The organism is Fictibacillus phosphorivorans (assembly GCF_007673525.1).
Classification (GTDB): domain Bacteria; phylum Bacillota; class Bacilli; order Bacillales; family Fictibacillaceae; genus Fictibacillus; species Fictibacillus phosphorivorans_C.
The window spans coordinates 2,264,506-2,288,082 of sequence record NZ_VDZU01000001.1 but is presented as its reverse complement, the minus strand read 5'-3'; the positions used below and the strand labels follow the sequence as shown (position 1 = coordinate 2,288,082).

General features: G+C 38.4%; 24 protein-coding genes. 20 read left to right on the top strand and 4 right to left on the bottom strand.

Annotated features, from left to right (window positions below):
• The first annotated feature begins 387 nt into the window (after window positions 1-387).
• The 5 genes from cotE to hfq all read left to right on the top strand — a co-directional run bounded on the left by cotE (window position 388) and on the right by hfq (window position 6,772).
• A complete protein-coding gene (gene cotE / locus FS458_RS11395; protein WP_144700658.1) occupies window positions 388-960 on the top strand; it encodes an outer spore coat protein CotE in 573 nt (190 codons plus the stop codon).
• 103 nt (window positions 961-1,063) lie between these two features.
• Window positions 1,064-3,655: a DNA mismatch repair protein MutS gene (gene mutS, locus FS458_RS11390; RefSeq protein ID WP_144700656.1), complete on the top strand. Its 2,592-nt coding sequence runs from the start codon at window positions 1,064-1,066 to the stop codon at window positions 3,653-3,655.
• A gap of 14 nt (window positions 3,656-3,669) precedes the next feature.
• Window positions 3,670-5,544: a DNA mismatch repair endonuclease MutL gene (gene mutL / locus FS458_RS11385; RefSeq protein WP_144700654.1), complete on the top strand. Its 1,875-nt coding sequence runs from the start codon at window positions 3,670-3,672 to the stop codon at window positions 5,542-5,544.
• A 9-nt stretch (window positions 5,545-5,553) separates the two neighbouring features.
• On the top strand, window positions 5,554-6,504 hold the full coding sequence (gene miaA / locus FS458_RS11380; RefSeq protein WP_144700652.1) for a tRNA (adenosine(37)-N6)-dimethylallyltransferase MiaA: 951 nt from the start codon (window positions 5,554-5,556) through the stop codon (window positions 6,502-6,504).
• A 31-nt stretch (window positions 6,505-6,535) separates the two neighbouring features.
• A complete protein-coding gene (hfq, locus tag FS458_RS11375; protein WP_066393852.1) occupies window positions 6,536-6,772 on the top strand; it encodes an RNA chaperone Hfq in 237 nt (78 codons plus the stop codon).
• 78 nt (window positions 6,773-6,850) lie between these two features.
• Here the strand turns inward: hfq and FS458_RS11370 are convergent, their stop codons facing one another.
• Window positions 6,851-7,831, bottom strand: coding sequence for a tyrosine-type recombinase/integrase (locus tag FS458_RS11370; protein WP_144700650.1), 981 nt, complete (start codon window positions 7,829-7,831; stop codon window positions 6,851-6,853).
• A 102-nt stretch (window positions 7,832-7,933) separates the two neighbouring features.
• On the opposite strand from FS458_RS11370, the gene FS458_RS11365 reads away from it, so the two are divergent.
• Window positions 7,934-8,512, top strand: a complete 579-nt coding sequence (locus FS458_RS11365; protein WP_144700648.1) for a YhcN/YlaJ family sporulation lipoprotein — start codon at window positions 7,934-7,936, stop codon at window positions 8,510-8,512.
• A 131-nt stretch (window positions 8,513-8,643) separates the two neighbouring features.
• On the opposite strand, the gene FS458_RS11360 is transcribed toward FS458_RS11365, so the two are convergent.
• The gene (locus FS458_RS11360) at window positions 8,644-9,267 is read right to left on the bottom strand and encodes a YitT family protein (protein WP_186320531.1); all 624 of its coding nucleotides are present in this window, start codon (window positions 9,265-9,267) and stop codon (window positions 8,644-8,646) included.
• A 274-nt stretch (window positions 9,268-9,541) separates the two neighbouring features.
• On the opposite strand from FS458_RS11360, the gene spoVK reads away from it, so the two are divergent.
• From spoVK to glnA, 5 genes are all read left to right on the top strand, one after another.
• The gene (gene spoVK, locus FS458_RS11355; protein ID WP_144700644.1) at window positions 9,542-10,495 is read left to right on the top strand and encodes a stage V sporulation protein K; all 954 of its coding nucleotides are present in this window, start codon (window positions 9,542-9,544) and stop codon (window positions 10,493-10,495) included.
• 39 nt (window positions 10,496-10,534) lie between these two features.
• Window positions 10,535-11,791, top strand: a complete 1,257-nt coding sequence (hflX, locus tag FS458_RS11350) for a GTPase HflX (RefSeq protein WP_144700642.1) — start codon at window positions 10,535-10,537, stop codon at window positions 11,789-11,791.
• A 1-nt stretch (window position 11,792) separates the two neighbouring features.
• Window positions 11,793-13,064: an aminotransferase class I/II-fold pyridoxal phosphate-dependent enzyme gene (locus FS458_RS11345; RefSeq protein WP_144700640.1), complete on the top strand. Its 1,272-nt coding sequence runs from the start codon at window positions 11,793-11,795 to the stop codon at window positions 13,062-13,064.
• Between the two features lie 130 nt (window positions 13,065-13,194).
• Entirely contained in the window at window positions 13,195-13,596 is a 402-nt protein-coding gene (locus tag FS458_RS11340) for a MerR family transcriptional regulator (RefSeq protein WP_066393870.1), read from the top strand.
• Window positions 13,597-13,670: 74 nt separating this feature from the next.
• The gene (gene glnA, locus FS458_RS11335; protein ID WP_066393872.1) at window positions 13,671-15,005 is read left to right on the top strand and encodes a type I glutamate--ammonia ligase; all 1,335 of its coding nucleotides are present in this window, start codon (window positions 13,671-13,673) and stop codon (window positions 15,003-15,005) included.
• 48 nt (window positions 15,006-15,053) lie between these two features.
• On the opposite strand, the gene FS458_RS11330 is transcribed toward glnA, so the two are convergent.
• Window positions 15,054-15,893, bottom strand: a complete 840-nt coding sequence (locus tag FS458_RS11330; RefSeq protein ID WP_144700638.1) for a LysR family transcriptional regulator — start codon at window positions 15,891-15,893, stop codon at window positions 15,054-15,056.
• A 103-nt stretch (window positions 15,894-15,996) separates the two neighbouring features.
• Here FS458_RS11330 and FS458_RS11325 point away from each other — a divergent pair, with 103 nt between their 5' ends.
• Window positions 15,997-16,833: a sulfite exporter TauE/SafE family protein gene (locus tag FS458_RS11325; RefSeq protein ID WP_144700636.1), complete on the top strand. Its 837-nt coding sequence runs from the start codon at window positions 15,997-15,999 to the stop codon at window positions 16,831-16,833.
• Between the two features lie 92 nt (window positions 16,834-16,925).
• Here the strand turns inward: FS458_RS11325 and lexA are convergent, their stop codons facing one another.
• A complete protein-coding gene (lexA, locus tag FS458_RS11320; protein ID WP_144700634.1) occupies window positions 16,926-17,540 on the bottom strand; it encodes a transcriptional repressor LexA in 615 nt (204 codons plus the stop codon).
• Window positions 17,541-17,700: 160 nt separating this feature from the next.
• Here lexA and yneA point away from each other — a divergent pair, with 160 nt between their 5' ends.
• The 8 genes from yneA (at window position 17,701) to mnmH (ending at window position 23,512) form a co-directional block, all read left to right on the top strand.
• Window positions 17,701-17,967, top strand: a complete 267-nt coding sequence (yneA, locus tag FS458_RS11315) for a cell division suppressor protein YneA (protein ID WP_144700632.1) — start codon at window positions 17,701-17,703, stop codon at window positions 17,965-17,967.
• A gap of 18 nt (window positions 17,968-17,985) precedes the next feature.
• Window positions 17,986-18,630: a YneB family resolvase-like protein gene (locus tag FS458_RS11310; protein WP_144700630.1), complete on the top strand. Its 645-nt coding sequence runs from the start codon at window positions 17,986-17,988 to the stop codon at window positions 18,628-18,630.
• Between the two features lie 61 nt (window positions 18,631-18,691).
• Window positions 18,692-18,931 (top strand): DUF896 domain-containing protein, encoded by a 240-nt coding sequence (locus FS458_RS11305; RefSeq protein WP_144700628.1) that lies wholly within the window; start codon window positions 18,692-18,694, stop codon window positions 18,929-18,931.
• A gap of 105 nt (window positions 18,932-19,036) precedes the next feature.
• Window positions 19,037-19,321, top strand: a complete 285-nt coding sequence (locus FS458_RS11300; protein WP_186320530.1) for a HesB/YadR/YfhF family protein — start codon at window positions 19,037-19,039, stop codon at window positions 19,319-19,321.
• 174 nt (window positions 19,322-19,495) lie between these two features.
• On the top strand, window positions 19,496-21,499 hold the full coding sequence (gene tkt, locus FS458_RS11295) for a transketolase (protein WP_144700624.1): 2,004 nt from the start codon (window positions 19,496-19,498) through the stop codon (window positions 21,497-21,499).
• Window positions 21,500-21,639: 140 nt separating this feature from the next.
• A complete protein-coding gene (sirA, locus tag FS458_RS11290; protein ID WP_144700622.1) occupies window positions 21,640-22,080 on the top strand; it encodes a sporulation inhibitor of replication protein SirA in 441 nt (146 codons plus the stop codon).
• Window positions 22,081-22,157: 77 nt separating this feature from the next.
• Entirely contained in the window at window positions 22,158-22,376 is a 219-nt protein-coding gene (locus FS458_RS11285; RefSeq protein ID WP_137789584.1) for a YneF family protein, read from the top strand.
• An 89-nt stretch (window positions 22,377-22,465) separates the two neighbouring features.
• Complete coding sequence (gene mnmH / locus FS458_RS11280; protein WP_186320528.1) at window positions 22,466-23,512, top strand: tRNA 2-selenouridine(34) synthase MnmH; 1,047 nt, start codon at window positions 22,466-22,468, stop codon at window positions 23,510-23,512.
• The last annotated feature ends 65 nt before the right edge of the window (window positions 23,513-23,577 follow it).

Genomic DNA, 23,577 nt, shown 5'->3' with positions numbered 1-23,577 from the left:
GCACATACCCATAGAGGTATCAGGTTCATTCAATCCAGAAGTTTTGGTATGCAATCCAAAAGTTTCTGCTGTTTATCCACGAGATTTGGCTCTCAATCCAAAAGTTTCCCCCATTTATCCACGAGTCTACAAACCTCGACAAATTCCGCATTGCGCTTTAGACTTACATACCCGTAAAGAGATTATCCTAGAGGGATAATCAAGCACTTGCAAAAGCAATAAAAACGCGAAAATAATTTCACGTACCGTTCATCGATATAATATTTTGAGAACATTGGACAACAAACGCCCATATACTTAGACTAATTGTGTTTCGAATAAATGAAGGCACAATAGGCATCCGCCCAGCATATACTGTATGGAGATTGGTAGAGGAGGGATTCATGTATGTCAAGACGTGTAGAACAAGAGTTGACTTACAGAGAAATCATCACAAAAGCGGTCTGCGGCAAAGGGAGAAAATTTTCTCAGGCAACGCATACCATTGCACCGAGTCATCGTCCGAGCAGCATTTTAGGATGCTGGATCATCAACCATGCATATAAACCGAAGCGGAATGGTGAAGCAGTAGATGTAGAAGGAAGCTATGATATCAACGTGTGGTATTCATACAATGATAATACTCGTACGGAAGTTGTAACAGAGACCATCCATTTTGTAGACAAAGTGGATCTTAGTGTAAGAGATAAGAATGCGTTAGGCAATCAATATGAAGTTACGTGCCGTGCACTTCAAGAGCCTAATACGTTAGAAGCGACGATCTCTCCAAACGGAAATAAAGTGATCGTTCAAGTAGAAAGAGAGTTCGTTTGTGAAATTATCGGGGAAACAAAAGTTTGTGTGTATGTGAACCCGGACGGTTTTGATGATGTAGAGACTAGAGATTGGGAATATGATGTGGAAGATGAGAATTTTGAAGACCTGGATCCGAACTTTTTAATAGGTGATTTGGAAGAATAATAAACGGGAGAGAGCTTCCCGTTTTTTTCATGCAGAGAAAACGATAGATGCTGTGAATTATGTTATAATAGCGACATTGAAATGTTATGAAAAAGGTGAAATTATGGCTCAATATACTCCAATGATTCAACAATATTTATCAATCAAGGCAGCTCATCAGGATGCCTTTTTATTTTTCCGTCTAGGAGATTTTTATGAAATGTTTTTTGAAGATGCAGTTCGAGCATCTCAAATCCTCGAGATCACTCTAACAAGCAGAGATGGCGGCTCTCAAGATCGAATTCCGATGTGCGGGATCCCTTATCATTCTTCAGCGGGTTATATAAAAACATTAGTTGAGAACGGACATAAAGTAGCAATCTGTGAACAAGTAGAAGATCCTAAACTATCTGTCGGGGTAGTGAAACGTGAAGTCATCCAGATTATTACGCCAGGAACGGTTATCGATGACCATCTTCTTCATGATAGAGAGAACAATTTTCTTGTATCGATAGAAAAAGAAAACGATTCTTATGGATACGTTCTTTGTGACCTTTCAACAGGTGAGTTGAAGGGATATACATATGAAGGAAATCAGTTATCGTTCATACAATTACTTTTAAGTCACGGTGTAAAAGAGATTGTTGGTAACAAAGAATTGTACGATGCTTGGAATAACACAGTTACACAGACAGGACAAGCTTCTGTTTCTATACAGGAAGAGAGTTCTGTAGACAGTCAGTTTGATCATCTTGTTCAGACGATCTCAGATCCTGTTTTATTACGATCTATAGGACGGTTGTTCCACTATCTAACTCATACGCAAAAGCGATCTTTTCACCATATAAAAGCGGTGGAGTTTCAGCAGAACGATAAAAGGATGAAGCTTGATGCGTTTTCAAAACGAAATTTAGAATTAACAGAATCCATACGAGCAAAAGGGAAAAAAGGTTCTTTATTGTGGCTGTTAGATGCCACGATGACAGCAATGGGTGCTAGAAAGCTTAAACAATGGGTGGAAGAGCCTTTGTTCTTAAAAGAAACGATCGAGAAGCGGCTGCAGCTCGTCGAAAACTTAATCGGGGAATTTTTTACTCGTGAAGAGATCAAAGAACAATTGAAGTCTGTTTATGATATGGAACGGTTGATAGCTAAAATATCTTATGGAAACGCTAGTCCAAGAGATCTTGTACAACTGAAAAGATCCCTGTTCAGTGTTCCGGCCTTAAAAGAAAAGCTCAGGAGTATCAAAGGGAAATACGCACTCGAACTTCATGCGAAGATGAATGAACATAAAACACTCGCAGACTATTTAGATTCTGCCATTCATGATGATGCACCTATCCACATTAAAGAGGGCGGACTCATTAAAGCGGGTTACAATGAGCAACTTGATCAATATAAAGATGCGAGCAGCAACGGTAAAGCATGGATTGCATCTCTTGAGCAGCAAGAAAAAGCAGCTTCAGGTATTAAGTCTCTTAAGATTGGATTTAACAAGATCTTTGGTTACTATATTGAGGTAACAAAATCTAATCTTTCGCAAGTACCAGATCGTTATGAAAGAAAACAGACGCTCGCGAATGCAGAAAGATATGTTACCCCAGAACTAAAAGAGAAAGAAAGAATCATCTTAGAAGCAGAAGAGAAGATCTCTGGATTAGAATATACGCTCTTCTTAGAAGTAAGAGAATATGTAAAGCAGTTTATCCCTGGACTGCAAGAACTTGCATCAGCCATTTCTGAACTCGATGTTATGCAATCTTTTGCAGCGATCAGTGAGCAGTATCGTTATGTAAGACCGACCGTTTCAGAGGATGGAATCGTAAATATTAAAAACGGCAGACATCCTGTTGTTGAGAAAGTGATGGATGCACAAGAATACGTTCCTAATGACATTGTTCTAAATAATGATAGAAACATGCTCCTTATAACGGGTCCAAACATGGCTGGTAAGAGTACGTATATGCGCCAGTTAGCACTTACGGCTGTTATGATGCAGATCGGTTGTTTTGTTCCGGCAGAGAGTGCTGAAATTCCAATGTTTGATCAGATCTTCACGCGTATTGGAGCAGCTGACGATCTAGTGGGCGGACAGAGTACGTTCATGGTCGAGATGCTAGAGACGAACTTTGCCCTAACGAGTGCTACTGAAAATAGTTTGATTCTTCTAGATGAGATCGGCAGAGGAACTTCCACGTATGATGGTATGGCATTAGCGCAATCTATCATCGAATTTATTCATGAAGAAATAGCTGCCAAAACACTCTTCTCTACTCATTATCATGAACTTACCGTCTTAGAAGAGTCTCTTCACTCACTAAAGAATGTGTTTGTAAGTGCAGTTGAAGAGAATGGCAGTCTTGTATTTCTGCATAAAGTCATTGACGGACAAGCAGATAAAAGTTTTGGTATACAAGTGGCAGAGCTCGCTGAACTTCCAGAAGCTGTGATCTCCAGAGCAAAAACGATCTTACAAACTTATGAAAATCAAGAAAAACGAGAGGCGCTTCCCATTCAGGAAGTATCAGCTACGAAAGAAGAGGTTCTCCAAGAAAGTCAGCTAAGTCTTTTTGTAGAAAAAGAGGAGTCGACGAACAGAAGAGACCCTAAAGAGCAAGAGTTAATCAAAGAGTTAAGAAGTTTAAATGTATTAGAGATGACTCCTCTTGATGCAATGAACGCGCTATATAAACTGCAGAAAAAAGTAAGATAAAGGAGGCGTGACATATGGGCAAAATTGTACAGCTAGATGAACATCTATCCAATAAGATCGCTGCTGGTGAAGTTGTAGAACGCCCAGCCTCTGTCGTTAAAGAACTTGTCGAGAATTCAATCGATGCGCACGCGACGAGAATAGAGATCGAAGTTGAAGAAGGTGGGTTAGCACTCATTCGTGTTCTAGATAATGGGGATGGAATCGAGCCGGAAGATTGCGTGCTCGCTTTTAACCGACATGCCACGAGTAAGATTAAAAGTGAACAAGATTTAATCCATATTCGTACCATGGGTTTTAGAGGGGAAGCATTACCGAGTATCTCTTCTGTCTCTCAAGTAGAACTTAAATCATCAACAGGTGAGGGACCAGGTGCTTATCTATTTATTGAGAACGGTAAAATCGTAAAACAGCAACAGACGAACAGCAGAAAAGGAACAGACCTTACTGTTCGTAACTTATTCTATAACACACCAGCCAGGTTGAAGCATGTGAAGACCATTCAGACAGAACTGGGAACGATCAGTGATCTTGTGAACAGACTTGCTCTTGCTAACCCAGATGTTTCTTTTCGTTTAAAGCATAACGGAAAAGAGCTATTGCACACCTCTGGTAATGGAAATCTGCTACAGATCATTGCATCTGTTTATGGGATACAAACTGCCAAAAACATGATCTCAGTCTCTTTTTCTTCACTAGATTATGAAGTAACAGGCTATATAGCAAAACCCGAAATAAACCGGGCGTCCCGTCAGTATATGTCCTTCTTTATGAACGCTAGATATATTAAGAACTTTGCGCTTTCAAAAGCTGTACAGAATGCTTATCACACATTTCTGCCTATCGGTCGTTTTCCAATCGCCATTCTATCAGTTAAGATGGATCCGACAATTATTGATGTTAATGTACATCCATCAAAACATGAAGCAAGGTTGAGTAAAGAAACGGAACTGGTACAGCTCGTTGAAACCGAGCTCAGAAAAGTGATCAGAAATCAGCAGTTGATCCCAGATGTTCAGTTTAAGAAAAAAGAACAAAGAGAGAATGATCGAGAAGAACAACCTTCATTTACTTTCGATTATCAAAGGAAAGAGCAAGAAGTTCAAACTGACTTAACAGCAAATGTAGCAACGACTCAAAGTGTCCACCGTTCAATAATTGAAACCAATGATTTTCCTTCTCATATTAGAGAGTCATCGCCTCCTGTTAACGAGAATGTGGATGTATCGGCGGAATCATTTCATCCCGAGATGAATCAAGCACCAGAATATCTAGATCAGAAACAGCGTCAAGATGAGTCAGTTGATAAAATTCCGGTCATGTATCCGATCGGACAGATGCACGGAACATATATTCTTGCTCAAAATGAGAACGGATTGTATCTCATCGATCAACACGCTGCACAAGAACGCATTAAATATGAATATTTCAGAAAAAAAGTAGGAAAAGTGGATAGAGAAACTCAACTGTTAGCAGTTCCTTATACCTTTGAATTTACAGCAAGTGAATCTGCCTTTTTAGAAAGTCACTTAGAGACTCTTGGTGAAGTGGGGCTGTTTTTAGAAATGTTTGGACAGAATACGTTTATCGTAAGAGAGCACCCGCAATGGTTTCCAAAGGGATATGAAAGAGAAATCATACTGGACATCATCCAGCAGGTACTAGATCATAGAAGGATCGATATTGAAAAATTAAGAGAAGATGCAGCAATCATGATGTCGTGTAAAGGGTCGATAAAAGCTAATCATCATTTAAGGAACGATGAGATCTTTGCTTTATTAGAATCGTTGCGAACATCAGAAGATCCGTACACATGTCCACACGGAAGACCAATAACGATTCATCTATCAACATATGAACTTGAGAAGATGTTCAAAAGAGTGATGTAGGAGTAAACCATGAAAGAAAAATTAGTAGTGATCATAGGCCCAACGGCTGTTGGAAAAACAAAAACCAGTATCGAACTGGCGAAAGCGATAGATGGTGAGATCATAAGCGGCGATTCTATGCAGATCTATAGAGGTCTTGACATCGGAACAGCCAAGATTACTGAGGAAGAAAAAGAAGGTATCCCTCATTATTTGATCGATATTAAAGATCCAACAGAATCATTTTCAGTTGCGGAGTTTCAGAAACTGGCTAGAGAACGAATATCAGATATTAATCAAAGAGGTAAGGTTCCAATACTTGTAGGTGGAACGGGATTATACGTTAGAGCTGTCACTCATCACTATGAATTCTCTGAAGCGAATCGAAATAACCAATTGCGAGACGAACTTCAACGAAAGTCAGAGAACGAAGGTTCAGAAGTATTGCATGCAGAACTGCTCAAAGTCGATCCACAGCGTGCGATAGAGATTCATCCGAACAATGTACAGCGAGTGATAAGAGCTCTAGAAATCTATTATACGACAGGAAATGCTCCCTCAATTGAACAAGGAAAGAATGGGAGCGATGGGGTATCTCGATATCAATTAGCTTTGGTTGGGTTGACGATGGATCGAGAGCGTTTATACCAACGCATAAACGAAAGAGTGGACCTTATGGTACAACAAGGCGTAATAAACGAAGCAAGAATGCTTTTTGAACAAGACATAACGAACAGTCTGGCCGCTAAAGCGATAGGCTACAAAGAGTTTTTTCCATATCTTTCAGGGGAAAGTACTTTAGAAGAAGCGATCACTTTGTTAAAGAGAGACTCCAGGCGATATGCAAAAAGACAATACACATGGTTTCGCAACCAGATGGATGTTGAATGGTTTAGCATGGACGAAGATCCCTTTCACAAAAAATTTCAAGAAATTCAGCACTTTGTTGAAGGGAAATTAGAAATTTCCGAGAATGTATAAGGGTAATGCCCAAAGAGGAGGATCTGTTCACATGAAGCAATCAATCAATTTACAGGATCATTACTTAAACCAGTTACGTCGCGAAAACATTTATGTGACCGTATATCTGCTGAATGGATTTCAGCTTAAAGGTTTAGTGAAGGGGTTTGACAACTTTACTGTTGTTCTAGAGGCAGAAGGAAAACAGCACCTCATTTACAAGCATGCCATTTCAACGTTTACCCCACACCGAAATGTCGATTTGTCTTCTGCAAATACAAATGAATAAAAAAACTCTCCCTATTGACCTTAAATAAGGTTGATAGGGAGTTTTTAAATGGTACACATATATTTGTCTATTCCTTGTTCATCTCTTTTTCATTTCAGTTGTTTCTAAATAGGATTCATAGCGGTTCAGAGTGAGATTTGATTTTAATCCAAACCATATTTGAACTTCTTCTTCAGCTTTCCCTTCTTTTAAAAGATTTAAGATAGCCGTTCTTCTCAGGTGCTGGGAGCTGATTCCTTCTCTCAGGCAAGAGCGACGGATCTCTTGTCTCAGCATCTTTTGAATAGCGATGACCGTTAACGGTTTTGGCTCATACTTTCCATAATCAAACCGATACGTTCCTCTTTGATAATCAAACGCGATAAAGAAACGATCAGAAGAATATTTTCTTGGTCGGATACTTTCTGGGATATCTTCTTTGTATTGATATAACAGTTGAAGTGTCTCGTCGTCAAGTAAGATCAATCTTGTTTCTTTTTTGTTGATCACGGTTAATTCATGTTGTGTAAAATGAACATGTTTCATTTCAATATTCGTGATTTCCTGCAGTGTAATGCCATAACGATAGAGAAGAGAAAGGATCGCTTCATTTCTTTTGATCAAGAGGTGCCTGAATTTTTGTTGTTTCTCCGTTAAACCCTCATAAGAAGAGAGTGTTTGAAATAGGATTTTATATTCTTCTTCTGAAATAAAATCATCATCCGTAAAATGAATGTCTTCTTTAAGTGTTTGTTCCAGTTCAGAAAAAGGATTAAACACAATCTTCCTATGGGCATGTAGAAAAGAAAAGAGACTTTTAATAACGGTAAAAACTCGTTTGGTCGTAGCCGTTCGATATTCTCGTTGTTCAGAAAGAAAAAGAAAATACTCATTTAACGTTACAGCATCTAAGTGTTGTATCGTATATAGGTCATCATTCTCCTTCATAACTCTAACCCATGCAAAAAAATCTAAAAGATCATAATAATATCGTTTAATCGTGCTCTTCGTGCGATCTCTCTTCTGTAAGTAAACAATATATGAATCGGCATATTCGGGTAAGTGTGGATATTCTTCCATAATTGCCTCCTATAACCTCTTTTTCCCATTATAACAAAGCGTCTTTTTTTTGCATATTTCTACAAAGTCCAATGGAAACTATGGAAAAAAGGATGGTTAGATATGTGGAAATCAGGAATGATCGTTCTATCTTCAGCTCTTTTCTTAACTGCGTGTTCAGGCAAAACCGGTTCGGGAGATGAAACCCTTGATACTGAGCAAGTGAAATATGATACATCAGAACGAAAACCGAATACACAGATAGATTCACCATTAGTTGTAGAAAAGTCTGATGAAGTTCATCAATCAAAAGATCTTGTTCATCTAGCGGAAAAAGTAAACGGTGTGGATAAGGCTTATGTGATTGTGAGTGGTATTTACACACTAGTTGGGATCGTTCCTTCTGAGCCTGTTTCACCTGGAGAAGAAAACGACCAGCTGCGCAAAGCGGTTTACAACGGATTAAAAGGAAATGCACATGGTAGAAATGCAGCTATTACCACCGATCCGGATAAGATAGCGCAGATCAAGAGGTTAGGGAATATTGCATCACATAGCAAACATGACTCAAAGAGTGGAGTTTATAATGAACTTGGGATTCTAATCGGAAAAATAAAGCCATTAAAAGGGCAGTTGAAGTCCACTGAGAGGCAAGACATGCATGAAGAGGATACATCCATTCGAAATGATCTTTACGAATAAGACACATTTTATTTCCTAAGCAAGCGCAGAAAATGACATGGATAGACAGTGTGTTAACATAATAATAAATATGTTAACAAAATATTTCTAAAAGAAATGAAAAGAGCATTCTCCGCTGATGGAGAATGCTCTTAGCTGTTTTGAAGTGATTTTGAATCAGAAGTTTGATACTCGACTTCTGAGGGTTTGACCGTGCTTTTTAATCTTCCTGTTAAGAAGGAAGCGACAGTGATTGCGATGATTGATATTAAAGCATTTTTAAATCCAAACATGACTACAGCAGATGACACAATAATAAAATCTGTGACAAACAAGGATATCCCTCGATTAATATTAGATTGTTGTTCTAAATATAGAGCGAGAATGTGTATGCCGCCTAATGATGCCCCTGAATTTAATACAAAACTAACACCTATACCTATCAGACTTCCAGCAACGATCGCAGCTGCGATCGGAGAGATTAGTGGAAGCGTAAGATAATCCATTAGATCTGAGATGGCAGAGATGAGTATGATGCAAAGAAACGTTAGAAGTGAGAAATTCCAACCCAGTTTTTTAATCGAAAGAATAAAAAAGGGTAAGTTTACAATTAGGAATAGAATGCCCCATGTCCAATTCGTCATGAATGATATAAGAGTAGCGATCCCTGCTGTACCGCCAAACGTTAACGTGTGAATGTTTAATAATTTGATGCCAATCGCTGTTAAAAACAATCCCATTAGTATAAACAAGCTTTTCTGTAGTTTAATATGCATAATTTCTTCGTCCATTCGATTCGTACTTTTTTCACAGTATTTAACATAACACGGAAATCTTGCATACTTGAGTATTTTTATTCATCTGAAAATAGAAAACGCTTACAATGCAGTTAATACATATTCATTCTAAAAACAAAGCTTGTCTTTGTAGTAGATCATAAGACTTCAACATAAATTGATAACAGTGGATCAAGAAATTGTATAGGCATTTGTCACGGGATCGGATGTTGTTGCGTATTATGATTTGACTGGCAAAGTGAGGTGGTTCCTTTTGAATGAACCTATTGCGATAAAAAAGCAAAGGCAGATCAATATCGTTTTAAATCAAGCGAGTGAAAAGTCGAAGATCGATGATGGAGCAACACTTGCAGGAAAAAAAGAGAAAACAATTGAAAAGCACCAACCTCTCATCAAGATGGAAAAAGATTTGAATCGTTTAGTCGGAATGGAAGACTTGAAATTTCATGTTAAAGAGATCTATGCATGGCTTCATATTAATAAATGCCGTCAAGAGTTAGGGTTAAAAGCTGAAAAACAAGCTCTTCATATGTTGTTTAAAGGTAACCCAGGCACCGGAAAGACGACCGTAGCTAGAAAGTTGGGGACTTTGTTTCATGAGATGAAAGTACTCTCAAAGGGTCATCTGATCGAAGCTGAGCGGGCTGATCTAGTTGGAGAATACATTGGGCATACCGCTCAAAAAACACGAGAGCTCCTAAAGAAAGCTAGTGGGGGCATATTGTTTATAGATGAAGCGTATTCTTTAGGCCGCGGTGGAGAAAAAGACTTTGGCAAAGAGGCGATCGATACACTCGTAAAAGCGATGGAAGATCAGCAGCACGATTTCATATTGATTTTAGCTGGGTACCCTAAAGAAATGGATCGATTTCTAAAACTTAATCCAGGTTTACCTTCTAGGTTTCCACTTGTTATCTCGTTCCCTGATTATTCTGTAGAGGAATTAATGGAGATCGCAAAGAGAATGATCACAGAAAGAGAATACATGTTGACAAGAGATTGTGAATGGAAGCTAAAAAGTCACATCGAACGGATAAAGCAAAGTAATCCAGGTTCGTTTTCAAACGGAAGATACATTCGTAATATGGTTGAAAAAGCGGTCAGAAGACAATCAGTCAGGCTCTTGAACGAAAGCAACCAAGATAGAAGAGCATTGATGACGATCCAAAGTGATGACCTTGTGCTAGAAGAACGGGATTCGATTTGATATGATGAGAGGAGACTATGGAAAGCAGGGATCGCAAATTTGAACAAAAACAATGATTCAGTTCATGAAAAAGCGATACTCGTCGGATGTCAGCTTCCACGGCAGAACGACGAGCGTTTTTTTTATTCAATGGAAGAATTAAAATCTTTAACGAAAACGGCTCAAGGAACAGTTTGTGCTGTTGTTACACAAAAAAGGGACCGTTATGATTCAGCTACATTTATCGGAAAAGGTAAAGTAGAAGAGATTATTACTTTAGAAGAAGAGCTTGAAGCAGATATCATTATATTTAACAGTGAGTTATCTCCTTCTCAAGTTCGTAACTTGTCGTCTCATTTCAATGCAAGAGTTATTGATCGTACGCAGCTCATATTAGATATCTTTGCTCAACGTGCAAAGACTAGAGAAGGGAAGCTTCAAGTAGAACTTGCTCAGCTTGAATACTTATTGCCTCGATTATCAGGAATAGGTGCTAGTCTCTCTAGGTTAGGTGGAGGTATCGGAACTCGTGGTCCTGGTGAGACCAAGCTTGAAAAGGATAGACGTCACATTCGGTTTCGTATACACGAACTGAAAACACAGATCAACTCAGTTGTTAGCCATAGAGAAAGATATCGTGAACGCCGCAAACACCAGGGCGCTTTTCAAGCAGCACTTGTTGGTTATACGAACGCAGGGAAGTCAACGATCTTTAACAAATTAACGGAAGCTGATAGCTATGAAGAAGATCAACTATTTGCAACGCTTGACCCGTTGACGCGAAAAGTAAAACTGAGAAGAGGGTTTCAGATGCTGTTAACGGATACGGTAGGTTTTATTCAAGATCTGCCTACGTCATTGATCGCTGCCTTCCGGTCTACACTAGAAGAAGCGGCTGAAGCAAATCTTCTTATCCATGTGATCGATGGTGCTAGTGAGGACCGTAACCAACATGAACAAACGGTCAAACGTATATTAAGTGACCTAAAGGCATCCCATATTCCGATGCTCACGGTATATAACAAAAAAGACCAGTTTGGAGAAGATTTTATTCCAGAGAGTCCATCCATATCGATTTCTGCGTTAGAGAGTACGGATATTTCCTTATTACTTGAAACGATTGAAAAAGAAGTGATGAAACAGATGATTTATTATGAGGTGAAAGTTCCGTCTCATGATGGCAAGCTTTTATCACAACTTCGCGGAGAAACAATTCTAATTACGCAAGAATTTAATAAAGAAGAGTTGGTTTATGAATGCAAGGGATACGCATTATCTTCCTCTTCCATTCCGTCCATCAGCAACAAAGGAGAATAACATGTATTCACAGTTTCAAAATGAAGAGGTACTGAAACATACTACAGAAAAAGTAACAGAACGTATTACAAAACACCATAAGCTGATTGATGAGATCTGTGAAGTTAATCAGCTAAAAGTTTTGAGAGCATTTCAAAACAATCAAGTAGGAGATCATCATTTTCATCCTTCAACCGGTTATGGATACGATGACTCTGGTCGAGATACTCTCGAAAAAGTGTATGCGGATGTTTTTGGAGCAGAGGCTGCAATCGTTAGGCCGCAAATCATCTCTGGTACTCATGCGATCACTCTATCTTTATTCGGTATGCTTCGCCCTGGAGATGAACTGCTTTATATCACTGGTAAACCTTATGATACGCTCGAAGAAATTGTAGGGATCAGGGGAACTGGTGAAGGGTCTTTAAAAGATTACAACATCTCGTATCAACATATAGATCTGACTTCTGAAGGCGCTATTAACTTCCCGAAAGTTCAGCGTGCGATTTCAGAAAAAACGAAAGTGATCGGTATTCAACGCTCAAAAGGATATGCGGATCGTCCATCTTTCACAGTAACTGAAATAGAAGAGATGATATCTTTCGTAAAAGAAATCAAATCAGATGTAATCGTGTTCGTTGATAATTGTTACGGCGAGTTTGTTGAAGAAAGAGAACCCATTGAAGCAGGAGCTGATATTATTGCAGGCTCCCTGATTAAAAATCCTGGTGGCGGTCTTGCCAAAACAGGTGGTTACATCGCTGGAAAAGAGAAGTTGGTCAATAGAATTTCGTATCGATTAACTTCTCCTGGAATAGGACGTGAAGCAGGGGCATCTCTTTACAGTCTTCAAGAAATGTACCAAGGATTCTTCCTAGCACCTCACGTAACGGCTCAAGCATTAAAAGGTGCAGTGTTTACAGCTGCTTTCTTAGGAGAGCTAGGAATGGAAACGCGTCCATCATTTGATGCAAAGAGAACAGATCTTATTCAATCTGTAATCTTTAATGATCGCGAGCGGATGATTAAGTTCTGTCAAGCTATTCAAAAAGCATCACCGATCAACTCTTATGCGATTCCATACCCTGATTATATGCCTGGCTATGAAGACGATGTGATCATGGCAGCAGGTACATTTATTCAAGGTGCTAGCATTGAGCTAACTGCGGATGGTCCGATCCGACCGCCATATATAGCGTTCGTACAGGGTGGCCTAACGTATGAACATGTGAAGATTGCTGTATTATCAGCTGTTGATGAACTTTTAACTCATGGACTAATTGATAAACGATAACAATAGATTGAACAAAAAAAGAGGCGAAAAGTCTCTTTTTTGTTTTGATGTTAATTTTTCTAACATTAGGATTGACATGTGAGCTTTTGTGACATAAGATATAAAAAGAAGTTGAAAGGAGGTAGGCAATATGAACGATATGAATCGTAGGAACTTACCTTTGTTCCCCATCAGCATCGTCATGCAGCTGACTGAACTATCAGCTCGACAGATTCGGTATTACGAAGAGCATGATCTTATTCATCCTGCACGTACTGAAGGGAACCGTCGTTTATTTTCATTTAATGATGTTGATAAACTTCTAGAGATCAAAGCACTTCTTGAGCAAGGCGTAAACTTAGCTGGAATCAAACGAGTCTTTGAACTGAATGAACAAGCAGCAGAACTGATTAAGAACCAGCCGAATGTGCAAGGTGTTCAACAAATTTCCGAATCTGCGCTTCATCGCAGGTTAAAAAGGGAATTGATTCATGCTGGCAGACATGGAAAAACCTCATTGATACAAGGAGAACTTTCCAGGTTTTTTCATTAAAGATTATTTGTTAATACTTACGATGTGAACAATCGCCATAAATAGGCGCTTTATATTTAAAGGAGGAGAAAGATTTGTCTAAGTACACTAAAGAAGATATCTTAAGAATGGTAAAAGAAGAAAACGTAAGATTCATCCGTCTACAATTTACTGATTTATTGGGTGTTATTAAGAATGTTGAGATTCCGATCGGTCAGCTTGAAAAAGCTTTAGATAACAAGATGATGTTTGACGGATCTTCTATCGAAGGATTCGTTCGAATTGAAGAATCAGACATGAATCTTTATCCTGATTTAGATACATTTATGATTTTCCCATGGACTTCTGAAAAAGGCAAAGTTGCACGTTTGATCTGTGATATCTTTATGCCTGATGGTAACCCGTTCGATGGTGATCCACGTGGAATCTTAAAGCGTGTGTTAAAAGAGATGGAAGACTTAGGGTTCTCCGATTTCAACATTGGACCTGAGCCTGAATTCTTCTTATTCAAGAACGATGAGAAGGGCGAGCCGACTCTAGAACTAAACGATAAAGGTGGATATTTTGACTTAGCTCCAACGGATCTCGGTGAAAACTGCCGTAGAGATATCGTGTTAGAACTTGAAGATATGGGCTTTGAAATCGAAGCTTCTCACCATGAAGTAGCACCAGGTCAGCATGAGATCGACTTTAAATATGCTGATGCTGTTAGCACTTGTGATAACATTCAAACATTTAAGTTAGCTGTTAAAACGATCGCTCGTAAGCATGGTCTTCATGCAACATTCATGGCTAAACCATTGTTCGGTGTGAACGGTTCAGGTATGCACGCGAACATGTCTCTATTCAAAGATGGAGAAAACGTGTTCTATGATGCGAAATCAGAAACAGGATTAAGTGAGACAGCTATGCATTTCCTAGCAGGTATCTTAAAGCATGCACAAGATTTCACAGCGATCACGAACCCGACTGTAAACTCTTATAAGCGACTTGTACCTGGTTACGAAGCACCTTGTTATGTTGCATGGTCTATGCAAAACAGAAGCCCGCTTATTCGTATTCCTGCTTCTCGCGGCATCAGCACTCGTATTGAGGTAAGAAGCGTTGATCCAACGGCTAACCCTTATCTTGCTATGGCAGTATTGCTTGCAGCTGGTCTTGATGGAATCAAGAACAAGCTAAACGCTCCAAAGCCAATCGATAGAAACATCTATGTAATGGATAAAGAAGAGCGCGAAGCAGAAGGTATCAAAGATCTTCCAGCAACATTAAAAGAAGCGCTAACTCTATTCAGCAAAAATGAAGTTCTTACAACAGCTCTTGGAGCACATGCTACAGAGCACTTCATTGAAGCGAAAGAGATCGAGTGGGATATGTTCCGTACACAAGTTCACCCTTGGGAACGCGAACAATATATGAGCATGTATTAAGAAGAAGAAAAAACCCCTGATATCATTATCAGGGGTTTTTTGTTGTTCTTATGAAAGATTTTGTAGAAGCTTCAATACTTCTGAGTGAATGGTTCCTGAGGCGTATTCTACAGCACATACCGCATAAAAGGGACGATAAACAACATGTGGATCGAGTGGGACGAGCTTTCCTTCTAATACCTCCTCTTTGACCATTGAATAAGAAAGAAATCCGACGCCGAGTCCTCTTAGAGCTAACTGTTTGATTAAGTAATGGCTGCTTGCTTCAATAATTTCCAATGGTTCAATTCTTTCGGAACGTAAAAATTGATCTGCGTATTCTCTTGTACCCGATCCTTTCTCTCTGAGGATAAGTGGAGAATTTACAATAGACATTCGATATTGAGCATAAAAACGAAGCTCATCTCTGCTGACGACTTCGACTTGAAAAGGATCTAGCCCTCTTGTTCCTTCAACTAAAGCAATATCAATTTTGTTCAATCTGAGCTCTTCTACAATTTGTTCATGATTATGAATTATTAATTTCAGATGAATATATGGATAGAGTAACTTAATCTTCTTTACGAAGTCCGGTAATAATACATCGCTTACTGTATGTGTGGCTCCAATTCGAAGAAGCATCTCTTCGTTTTTTTCTTTTATAGATTCAATGGTTCTTGAGATCTCTAACATTTTTTTACCTTGTTCATAAACTTGCATTCCTGCATTAGTTAATTCAAACGATTGATTCGTTCCAGACCTTCGGATAAGCTTTAACCCCAAATACTCCTCTAGCTTTTTAATATGAACGCTAATAGTAGGCTGTGAAAGATTTAAGAATTCGCTCGTTTTTGTAAAATGTTTTAAATGAGCAAGAGTCACGAAACTTTTAATCCAGTCTAATTGCATTAGGAATCCTCCATTAAGAATCGTAATGATATAGATGAAATTTATTCATTTTTATTATAGTTAAGTCGGAGTTAAAATGAAAGGAGGAAGGAAGTGTTGGTAAATGGAATGGCTTATGTTTGTAATTGGTGGTGCAGCAATAGGTATCATCTCAGGTTTTTTTGGGGTTGGCGGGGGAATTATACTGACTCCTGTCCTTTTAGTACTTGATTATGAACCTACCCAAGCCATTATTCTTTCTTTAATGTTGACGTTAGGCTCGACAGTTACTGGCACACTATCTCACATGAAAATGAAGAATGTAAACATTCGTTCGGCTTGTTCACTCGGATTATTCGGGGTAATAGGGACTGTTTCAACTGTGCCATTCGTACATTGGCTCGAAAAAATAAATGGAGCATCAACTGTTATTTCAGTTGTATATATAATTACCTTGAGCTGGTTTGCATCTCAATTTTTAAACAATAGTCAATCTGTCAGAAAAGAGAGAAGAAAGTCTTGGATCCCTTTAATAGGATTGTTTACAGGAGTCCTATCATCACTTATGGGCGTAAGTGGTGGTTTCGTGATGACACCACTACTTACAAAGAAGGTTGGTATTGATCTCAATAGAGCAATTGGTACAAGTATTGCAGCAGCTTCAATTATAGTCATCTCTGGAATTGGATCTTATGTATACGGAGGGGCTGAAATGGATTATCGCCACGGTTTGCTGCTGATTGTCGGAGCTCTCATTGGCACTCCATTTGGTATTATTAATTTGAAAAAGTTTTCGGAAATTATGGTGAAAGAAATGCTTGCTGTCTTTTATGTTGTAGTTGCATTGAGTGTGGTTTTTAAAATGTTATCTTTAACAATGTTGTCTCTTGGACTCTTACTCTCAGCGGTAGGACTATTCTTTATCGTACTATTTTATAACAAAGCTTCTCGATTATTATGACGAGTAACAGAGTGCCTATGGATGATTTTATAAGAATCATGAATAATCAAAAGAAGAAGTATCTAGTTAACTAGATACTTCTTCTGATTTAATTAATGAATGCTTCGATATACACCGATCACTTTACCTAAAATCGTACAGCTCTGTAAGATAATTGGTTCCATCGACGAATTTTCAGGCTGCAATCGAATATGGTTTCTTTCTTTAAAGAATCTTTTCACAGTCGCTTCATCTTCATCGGTCATTGCTACGATGATATCTCCATTATTTGCTGTAGGCTGCTGTTTTACAACAACTAGGTCCTTATTGAAGATTCCTGCTTCAATCATACTGTCACCAACTACAGATAACATGAAGACGTTCTCATCTCCAACAACGTGCTCAGGTAATGGGAAGTATTCTTCTACGTTTTCAACTGCGCTGATTGGTAGACCTGCTGTAACTTTACCGATAACAGGAATTGAAACAGAACGGACAGAAGGAATGTTCTCTTCTAAGCCTAATACTTCAATCGCTCTTGGTTTTGTTGGATCTCGTCGAATAAGTCCTTTTTTCTCAAGTCTTGCTAAATGTCCATGGACTGTGGAGCTTGAAGCAAGGCCAACTGCCTCTCCGATTTCACGAACTGAAGGCGGATACCCTTTTTGTGATACTTCTTCTTTTATGAAAGCCAATATATCCAATTGTCGTCTGGATAACTTAGTCATTTTTTAGCACCTCACCGAATTTTTTATCTACAAAAAGTATATCATGGGGAATTCAGAGATACAAACATAAGTTCGAAAAAATAGTTGACACCGAACAAACGTTCCAGTTATTATAAAACCAAGAGATGCGAACAAACGTTTGTTGAAAGGGGATATCACAATGAAACAAGGGACAATGCATGTTATTGTATTTTTAGGGTTGTTAGGTGGTATATTTTTTACGTTATCAAATCTTGCCTCACAAGAAGCTCAATATATTGAAGTAACCATACAGGAGGGAGACTCACTGTGGAGTCTTTCTGAAGAGTATAATGCCAAGCATCATTATTCCAATTGGGAGTTTATACAATGGGTCGAAAAGAAGAACAGTGTAAATGCGGCAGCCGTTTTTCCAGGACAGAAAGTAATCATACCAGTTAATAAATAAAAAAGCGGGTTTTAAACAATGAAAGCAATCATATACTCCAGAGTTAGTACAGATAAAGATGAACAAATGACTTCATTAGAAAGACAAGAAGCTGAACTTGAGAAGTTAGCAATTCAATTTCAATTTGAAGTGGTGAACTGTTATCGTGAGAAGGCAAGTGGATTCTCTTTAGATCGAGAAGAGTTATTAAATATATTAGATCTTGCAAGGGATGGAGAGTTTCAGTGCCTTCTTGTACAAGATGATACCCGGTTAGGCAGAGGAAAAGCTAAGATGGCAATACTTCATCAGTTGATCAAATACAATATTAAAGTATATACCCTTTCTAATAATGGAGAATACACGTTAACAGAAGCGGACGAAATGGTGCTTGATATTGTGTCTACTGTAGAAGAATACCAACGAAAACTTCATAATATGAAGATCAAGCGTGGAATGAAAAAAGCTGTTAAAGAAGGATATAAACCTCAAAAGAATCTAAAGAATCAAACCGGTGGTGGCAGAGACAAAAAAGAAGTGCCGATTTCTGAAATCGTTAGATTAAAGAACATGAAGCTTACATTTCATGACATCGCGTTAACGCTTAGAGGGTTAGGCTTTGATGTATCTAAAGCAACCGTACATAGAAGATACAAAGAACATGTGGAAAATACAGATAACTAGAAATTCCTTTCATTCTGCTGTAGGATAGAGTGAAGAATGCTTTAAAAAGGAGTTTTTTACTATGTTATCTAAAGATAAAATGCAACGTATAAATGAACTGTCTAAAAAATCTAAACAAACCGATCTAACATCAGCAGAAAAAACGGAACAAAAAAAACTACGAGAAGAATATTTGCAAGTTTTCCGTAAATCTTTTGTTCAAGATCTGCATGGAATGACTTTTGTTGATCCTAATGGTGATGATGTAACACCGGAAAAATTAAAAAGAAGTAAAGACAATAAAAAAAACCTTAAACATTAATATAAAATGCCTATTTACTCAACTGTAAATAGGCATTTTTTTCTGTTGCATTCTATATATAATAGTATATACTGTTATATAACAACTTTGAAAGGGGAGAATATTTTGACTTTTTCAATTACAAGTGCAGCCGCGAACCTTTATAAGGATATTACTTTAGAAACGTCAGAGGCTTTAAGACTTTTCGTTAAATATGCAGGAAGTGGTGACTCGGGAGGTTTTTCACTTGGTGTGACGCCTGCAGTTCCTGAAGAGAACGATTACATTCAAGAGGTCGAAGGTCTTCGATTTTTTGTTAAAAACGAAGAAAGATGGTTCGTGGAGAATATGAAACTTGATTATGATGAAAATACGGATCACTTTTCATGTCATTTACCAGGGCTCGCATAAATAAAATTTAACCGCCTGTTCTAATACAACCAAAATGTTGTAGGAAAACAGGCGGTTTTTGTATGTTTTTATGAGTAGATGGTAAAATAACTATAGCTAATAATGTGTTTGTCTTGTCTAATTGCATTTGAACGTTTATTATGAAAGTCAAAACTGTTTAGTACATATGAAGGGATGATTTTTTTGTCACGAACTATTGATGAATTAGCAATTAATACAATAAGAACACTTTCTATCGACAGCATAGAAAAAGCGAACTCAGGGCATCCAGGTATGCCGATGGGTGCTGCACCTATGGCATATAGCTTATGGTCAAAATTTATGAACCATAATCCTGCAAATCCTGAATGGTTCAACCGTGACCGTTTTGTATTATCAGCAGGACATGGATCGATGTTGTTATATAGCTTGCTACATTTGAGTGGATATGGCTTAACAATTGATGATCTGAAGAATTTCAGACAATGGGGAAGTAAGACTCCAGGTCACCCTGAATTCGGTCATACGGTTGGTGTTGAAGCAACAACTGGCCCACTAGGTCAAGGGATTGCGATGGCTGTAGGTATGGCTATGGCTGAACGTCATTTGGCTGCAAAATATAACCGTGATGGCCATGAAGTAATTGACCACTTTACTTATTCTATCTGTGGTGATGGAGACCTTATGGAGGGTGTTTCTGCTGAAGCAGCTTCACTTGCAGGACATCTTGCACTTGGTAGAATGATCGTACTTTACGATTCAAATGATATTTCTTTGGATGGCGACCTTCATCACTCTTTCTCTGAAAGTGTAAAACAAAGATTTGAAGCTTATGGCTGGCAAGTCCTTTATGTGGAAGATGGAACAGATCTTGATGAGATCGAAAAAGCACTATCAGAAGCGCGTGAAGAACTTAACAAGCCAACGCTTATTGAAGTAAAGACTGTGATCGGACATGGTTCACCAAATAAATCAGGAAAATCTGCTTCTCACGGCGCGCCGCTAGGTAAAGATGAGATCTTGCTGACAAAAGAAGCGTACAAATGGACGTTTGAGCAAGATTTCCATGTTCCAGATGAAGTTCATTCACACTTTGAACAACTGAAGAGTGAAGGACAAGCAAAAGAAGAAGAGTGGAACAAGCAATTCAAAGCTTATGCAGAGGCTTATCCAGAATTAGCTCAAGAGCTTCAAGAAGCGATCAAAGGAAATCTTCCTGAGAATTGGGATAAGGATCTTCCTGACTACGATAAAGCGATAGCTACTCGTTCTTCTTCAGGTAAGGCGATCAATGCCCTAGCTAAGAGTGTGCCATCATTATTTGGTGGATCTGCTGACTTAGCAGGATCAAATAAAACACTTATTGAAGGCGAAAATAATTTCAGCCGCAATGATTACAGTGGACGTAACATCTGGTTTGGTGTTCGTGAGTTCGCTATGGGAGCTGCACTGAACGGAATGGCACTGCATGGCGGTCTGAATGTGTTTGGTGGAACATTCTTCGTGTTCTCTGATTATGTAAGACCTGCTATTCGTCTATCTGCTCTAATGGGTCTTCCTGTAACGTATGTATTAACGCATGACAGTGTAATGGTAGGGGAAGATGGTCCAACTCATGAACCAGTCGAGCAACTTGCTTCTCTTCGTGCGATGCCAAATCTTAACTTGATTCGTCCGGCTGATGGATATGAGTCAAACGCAGCTTGGAAGTTAGCACTTGAGAGCAAGAACCAGCCGACTGCATTGGTATTAAGCCGTCATGACCTACCGATCTTAAAGAACACAAAAGAGAAAGCATATGAAGGTGTTAAACGAGGAGCTTATGTTGTTTCGCCAGCTGAAGCAGATGCAGATGTATTGCTTCTTTCTGCAGGATCTGAAGTTAGTATTGCAGTTGCTGCACAAGAACTACTTCAAAAAGAAGGCATTTCAGCTTCAGTCGTTTCGATGCCATCTTGGGAAAGCTTTGATAAGCAAGATAACGACTATAAAGAATCTGTACTTCCTAAGCATATTACGAAGCGTTTAGCGATTGAAATGGGAGCTTCTCTTGGTTGGCATAAATATGTTGGCCTTGAAGGAGATACGTTAACAATCGATACGTTTGGTGCATCTGCTCCTGGAGAAGTCATCCAAAAAGAATTCGGATTTACACCAGAGAACATCGTAAAACGTGTTAAAGATATGTTAAATAAATAAAAAGAAAGGAGGTTTCCGAGAGGGAACCTCCTTTTCTTACTGTTTCGACAAAAGTAGTTGTATTTTGCACACCTTTTTAGACAAGCTTTTTTCCGTACTTTGTATATACTTTTAGAAAATGTTCGGAGAGGAGCTTGTTTATGAGAGAATTTTATATTTATCTAATCACAAAAGAAGTTGCTCATTCCTATTATGGCAAGGAAAATAAGCTGTTTCAGTTGTTTTTTGAAGAACAGCGCTCAAATGGCATTTCTAAAACTATCTTACAGAAGCAGATCAGCTACATAACCTCTCTATTATCTGTTTCTCAACTAGAAAAACACTTCTGGAACCAATTAAATGATAAGCAGGAATGGCGTTCAGAAGGAGAAACATATTCTTTGACTTGCAAAGATAGCATCGTGAGAATAGAACTCACTGATCAATATATACATCTTTATAGCATCGGTAACTTTGAAGCAGAAACGGTTATATTTGAAGCGTTACGCCAATATGAACCTTATTTTCTTGCGATGGACTATGGCGAAAGAAAATTCGGGTGGCTCTCACCGTTTAAATTGAACATGGTCTATGCCACTTAATTCTCTTTCAATCTTGTATGTGTAGGTAAACTTGTAGTAAACTAGTTCTAGACAACATGAAGGAGGAAGTTTTTACAATGAGTACTGGTATGATAATCCTTGTGTGTGCACTTTCACTGATTGCAGGTGTTGCGATCGGATTTTTTATTGCCCGCAAGTATATGATGAGTTATTTACAAAAAAATCCACCGATTAATGAAAATATGTTGCGTGTGATGATGATGCAGATGGGTCAGAAACCAAGTCAGAAAAAGATCAATCAAATGATGCAGGCTATGAACAAACAGATGAAGTAAGTGTTGGACAAGCACCCTGATATAGAATCGGGTGCTTGTTTTCGTTATGCCTTAAGCTAGCGATATGCATCAACAAAGGGATGATAGCAGTGAACAACGTTAAAGTGATTTCCATAGATGAGATAGATGCCGAGCATTATTTGCTCTTTGATGTAAGATCTCCTAAAGAATTTGAAGAGTATCATATTCCTGGTGCGTACAATGTGAGTATTTTTTCCAATGAGGAAAGAGCAGAAATAGGTACGCTCTACAAACAGGATAGTAAAGAAGCTGCGATGGAGCGAGGACTGCAAGTTGTTGCACCCAAACTTCCGAACATATATAAAAAGATTCATTCAAAAAGTAAAGAACATCCAGAAAAACAAGTGGTCATCTATTGCGCACGTGGTGGGTTTCGTTCGAAAAGTATTGCAGAAACGATGAACATGATGGGGATGAGGACCTTACAGCTCCATGGAGGTATAAGGTCGTATCGAAAGAAAATTGAATCTACTCTAAAAAAGATGGTTGATGAACCAAGAAAGATTATCGTAATTGAAGGTCATACCGGTACGATGAAGACAAAACTATTGCAGCAGTTGCAAGAAGAAGGATATCCAGTCTTAAACCTTGAAGAAATGGCAGGGCATAAAGGCTCAATTTTTGGAAATATTGGAGAACACCCTGCTTCCCAGAAGGAATTTGAATCAAGACTTTATGAAAGGCTTAAAAAGTTGGAGAAGTCTTCATCATTGATTATAGAATCAGAGAGTAAACGAATTGGAAGAGTAGTCGTCCCCAATTTTCTTTTAGAAGGAAAGTACAGTGGTGTTCGCATTCATGTGGATTTACCTTTTCACTTGCGAGTTCAATATATCTGTAATGTGTACGAACCGGTTCTGCATAAAGATGAGATCGTGGAAGCAGTCAATAAGCTTTCAAAAAGAATACCTTCATCAATCATGATGAATATGCAAGAAAACCTCATTTCGTTAAACTACGAAAAAGTAGTTTCCCTCTTACTTGAAAACTATTATGATCCAAAGTACGATTACGCTCAAAAACAGTATGACAGTGAGTGCATTAAACTGTCTAGTCATTCCTATAGTGACATCTATTCACAAGTAAAGAACCAATTAGATCATCTATCTAGTTAACAATTATCACCATGATAAGAAGACCTGTCACTATAGGGTCTTTTTTTCGTGAAACTTTTTCCTTT

What these genes read in the sequence shown, in the direction of transcription:
- FS458_RS11360 (WP_186320531.1), bottom strand. Translation starts at nt 9,267, where the DNA reads ATGCATATTAAACTACAGAAAAGCTTGTTTATACTAATGGGATTGTTT.
- mutS (WP_144700656.1), top strand. Translation starts at nt 1,064, where the DNA reads ATGGCTCAATATACTCCAATGATTCAACAATATTTATCAATCAAGGCA.
- tkt (WP_144700624.1), top strand. Translation starts at nt 19,496, where the DNA reads ATGATTTTTTTGTCACGAACTATTGATGAATTAGCAATTAATACAATA.
- hfq (WP_066393852.1), top strand. Translation starts at nt 6,536, where the DNA reads ATGAAGCAATCAATCAATTTACAGGATCATTACTTAAACCAGTTACGT.
- FS458_RS11340 (WP_066393870.1), top strand. Translation starts at nt 13,195, where the DNA reads ATGAACGATATGAATCGTAGGAACTTACCTTTGTTCCCCATCAGCATC.
- yneA (WP_144700632.1), top strand. Translation starts at nt 17,701, where the DNA reads ATGAAACAAGGGACAATGCATGTTATTGTATTTTTAGGGTTGTTAGGT.
- FS458_RS11285 (WP_137789584.1), top strand. Translation starts at nt 22,158, where the DNA reads ATGAGTACTGGTATGATAATCCTTGTGTGTGCACTTTCACTGATTGCA.
- mutL (WP_144700654.1), top strand. Translation starts at nt 3,670, where the DNA reads ATGGGCAAAATTGTACAGCTAGATGAACATCTATCCAATAAGATCGCT.
- sirA (WP_144700622.1), top strand. Translation starts at nt 21,640, where the DNA reads ATGAGAGAATTTTATATTTATCTAATCACAAAAGAAGTTGCTCATTCC.
- FS458_RS11345 (WP_144700640.1), top strand. Translation starts at nt 11,793, where the DNA reads ATGTATTCACAGTTTCAAAATGAAGAGGTACTGAAACATACTACAGAA.
- FS458_RS11305 (WP_144700628.1), top strand. Translation starts at nt 18,692, where the DNA reads ATGTTATCTAAAGATAAAATGCAACGTATAAATGAACTGTCTAAAAAA.
- miaA (WP_144700652.1), top strand. Translation starts at nt 5,554, where the DNA reads ATGAAAGAAAAATTAGTAGTGATCATAGGCCCAACGGCTGTTGGAAAA.
- FS458_RS11365 (WP_144700648.1), top strand. Translation starts at nt 7,934, where the DNA reads ATGTGGAAATCAGGAATGATCGTTCTATCTTCAGCTCTTTTCTTAACT.
- FS458_RS11370 (WP_144700650.1), bottom strand. Translation starts at nt 7,831, where the DNA reads ATGGAAGAATATCCACACTTACCCGAATATGCCGATTCATATATTGTT.
- lexA (WP_144700634.1), bottom strand. Translation starts at nt 17,540, where the DNA reads ATGACTAAGTTATCCAGACGACAATTGGATATATTGGCTTTCATAAAA.
- FS458_RS11325 (WP_144700636.1), top strand. Translation starts at nt 15,997, where the DNA reads ATGGAATGGCTTATGTTTGTAATTGGTGGTGCAGCAATAGGTATCATC.
- cotE (WP_144700658.1), top strand. Translation starts at nt 388, where the DNA reads ATGTCAAGACGTGTAGAACAAGAGTTGACTTACAGAGAAATCATCACA.
- FS458_RS11330 (WP_144700638.1), bottom strand. Translation starts at nt 15,893, where the DNA reads ATGCAATTAGACTGGATTAAAAGTTTCGTGACTCTTGCTCATTTAAAA.
- FS458_RS11310 (WP_144700630.1), top strand. Translation starts at nt 17,986, where the DNA reads ATGAAAGCAATCATATACTCCAGAGTTAGTACAGATAAAGATGAACAA.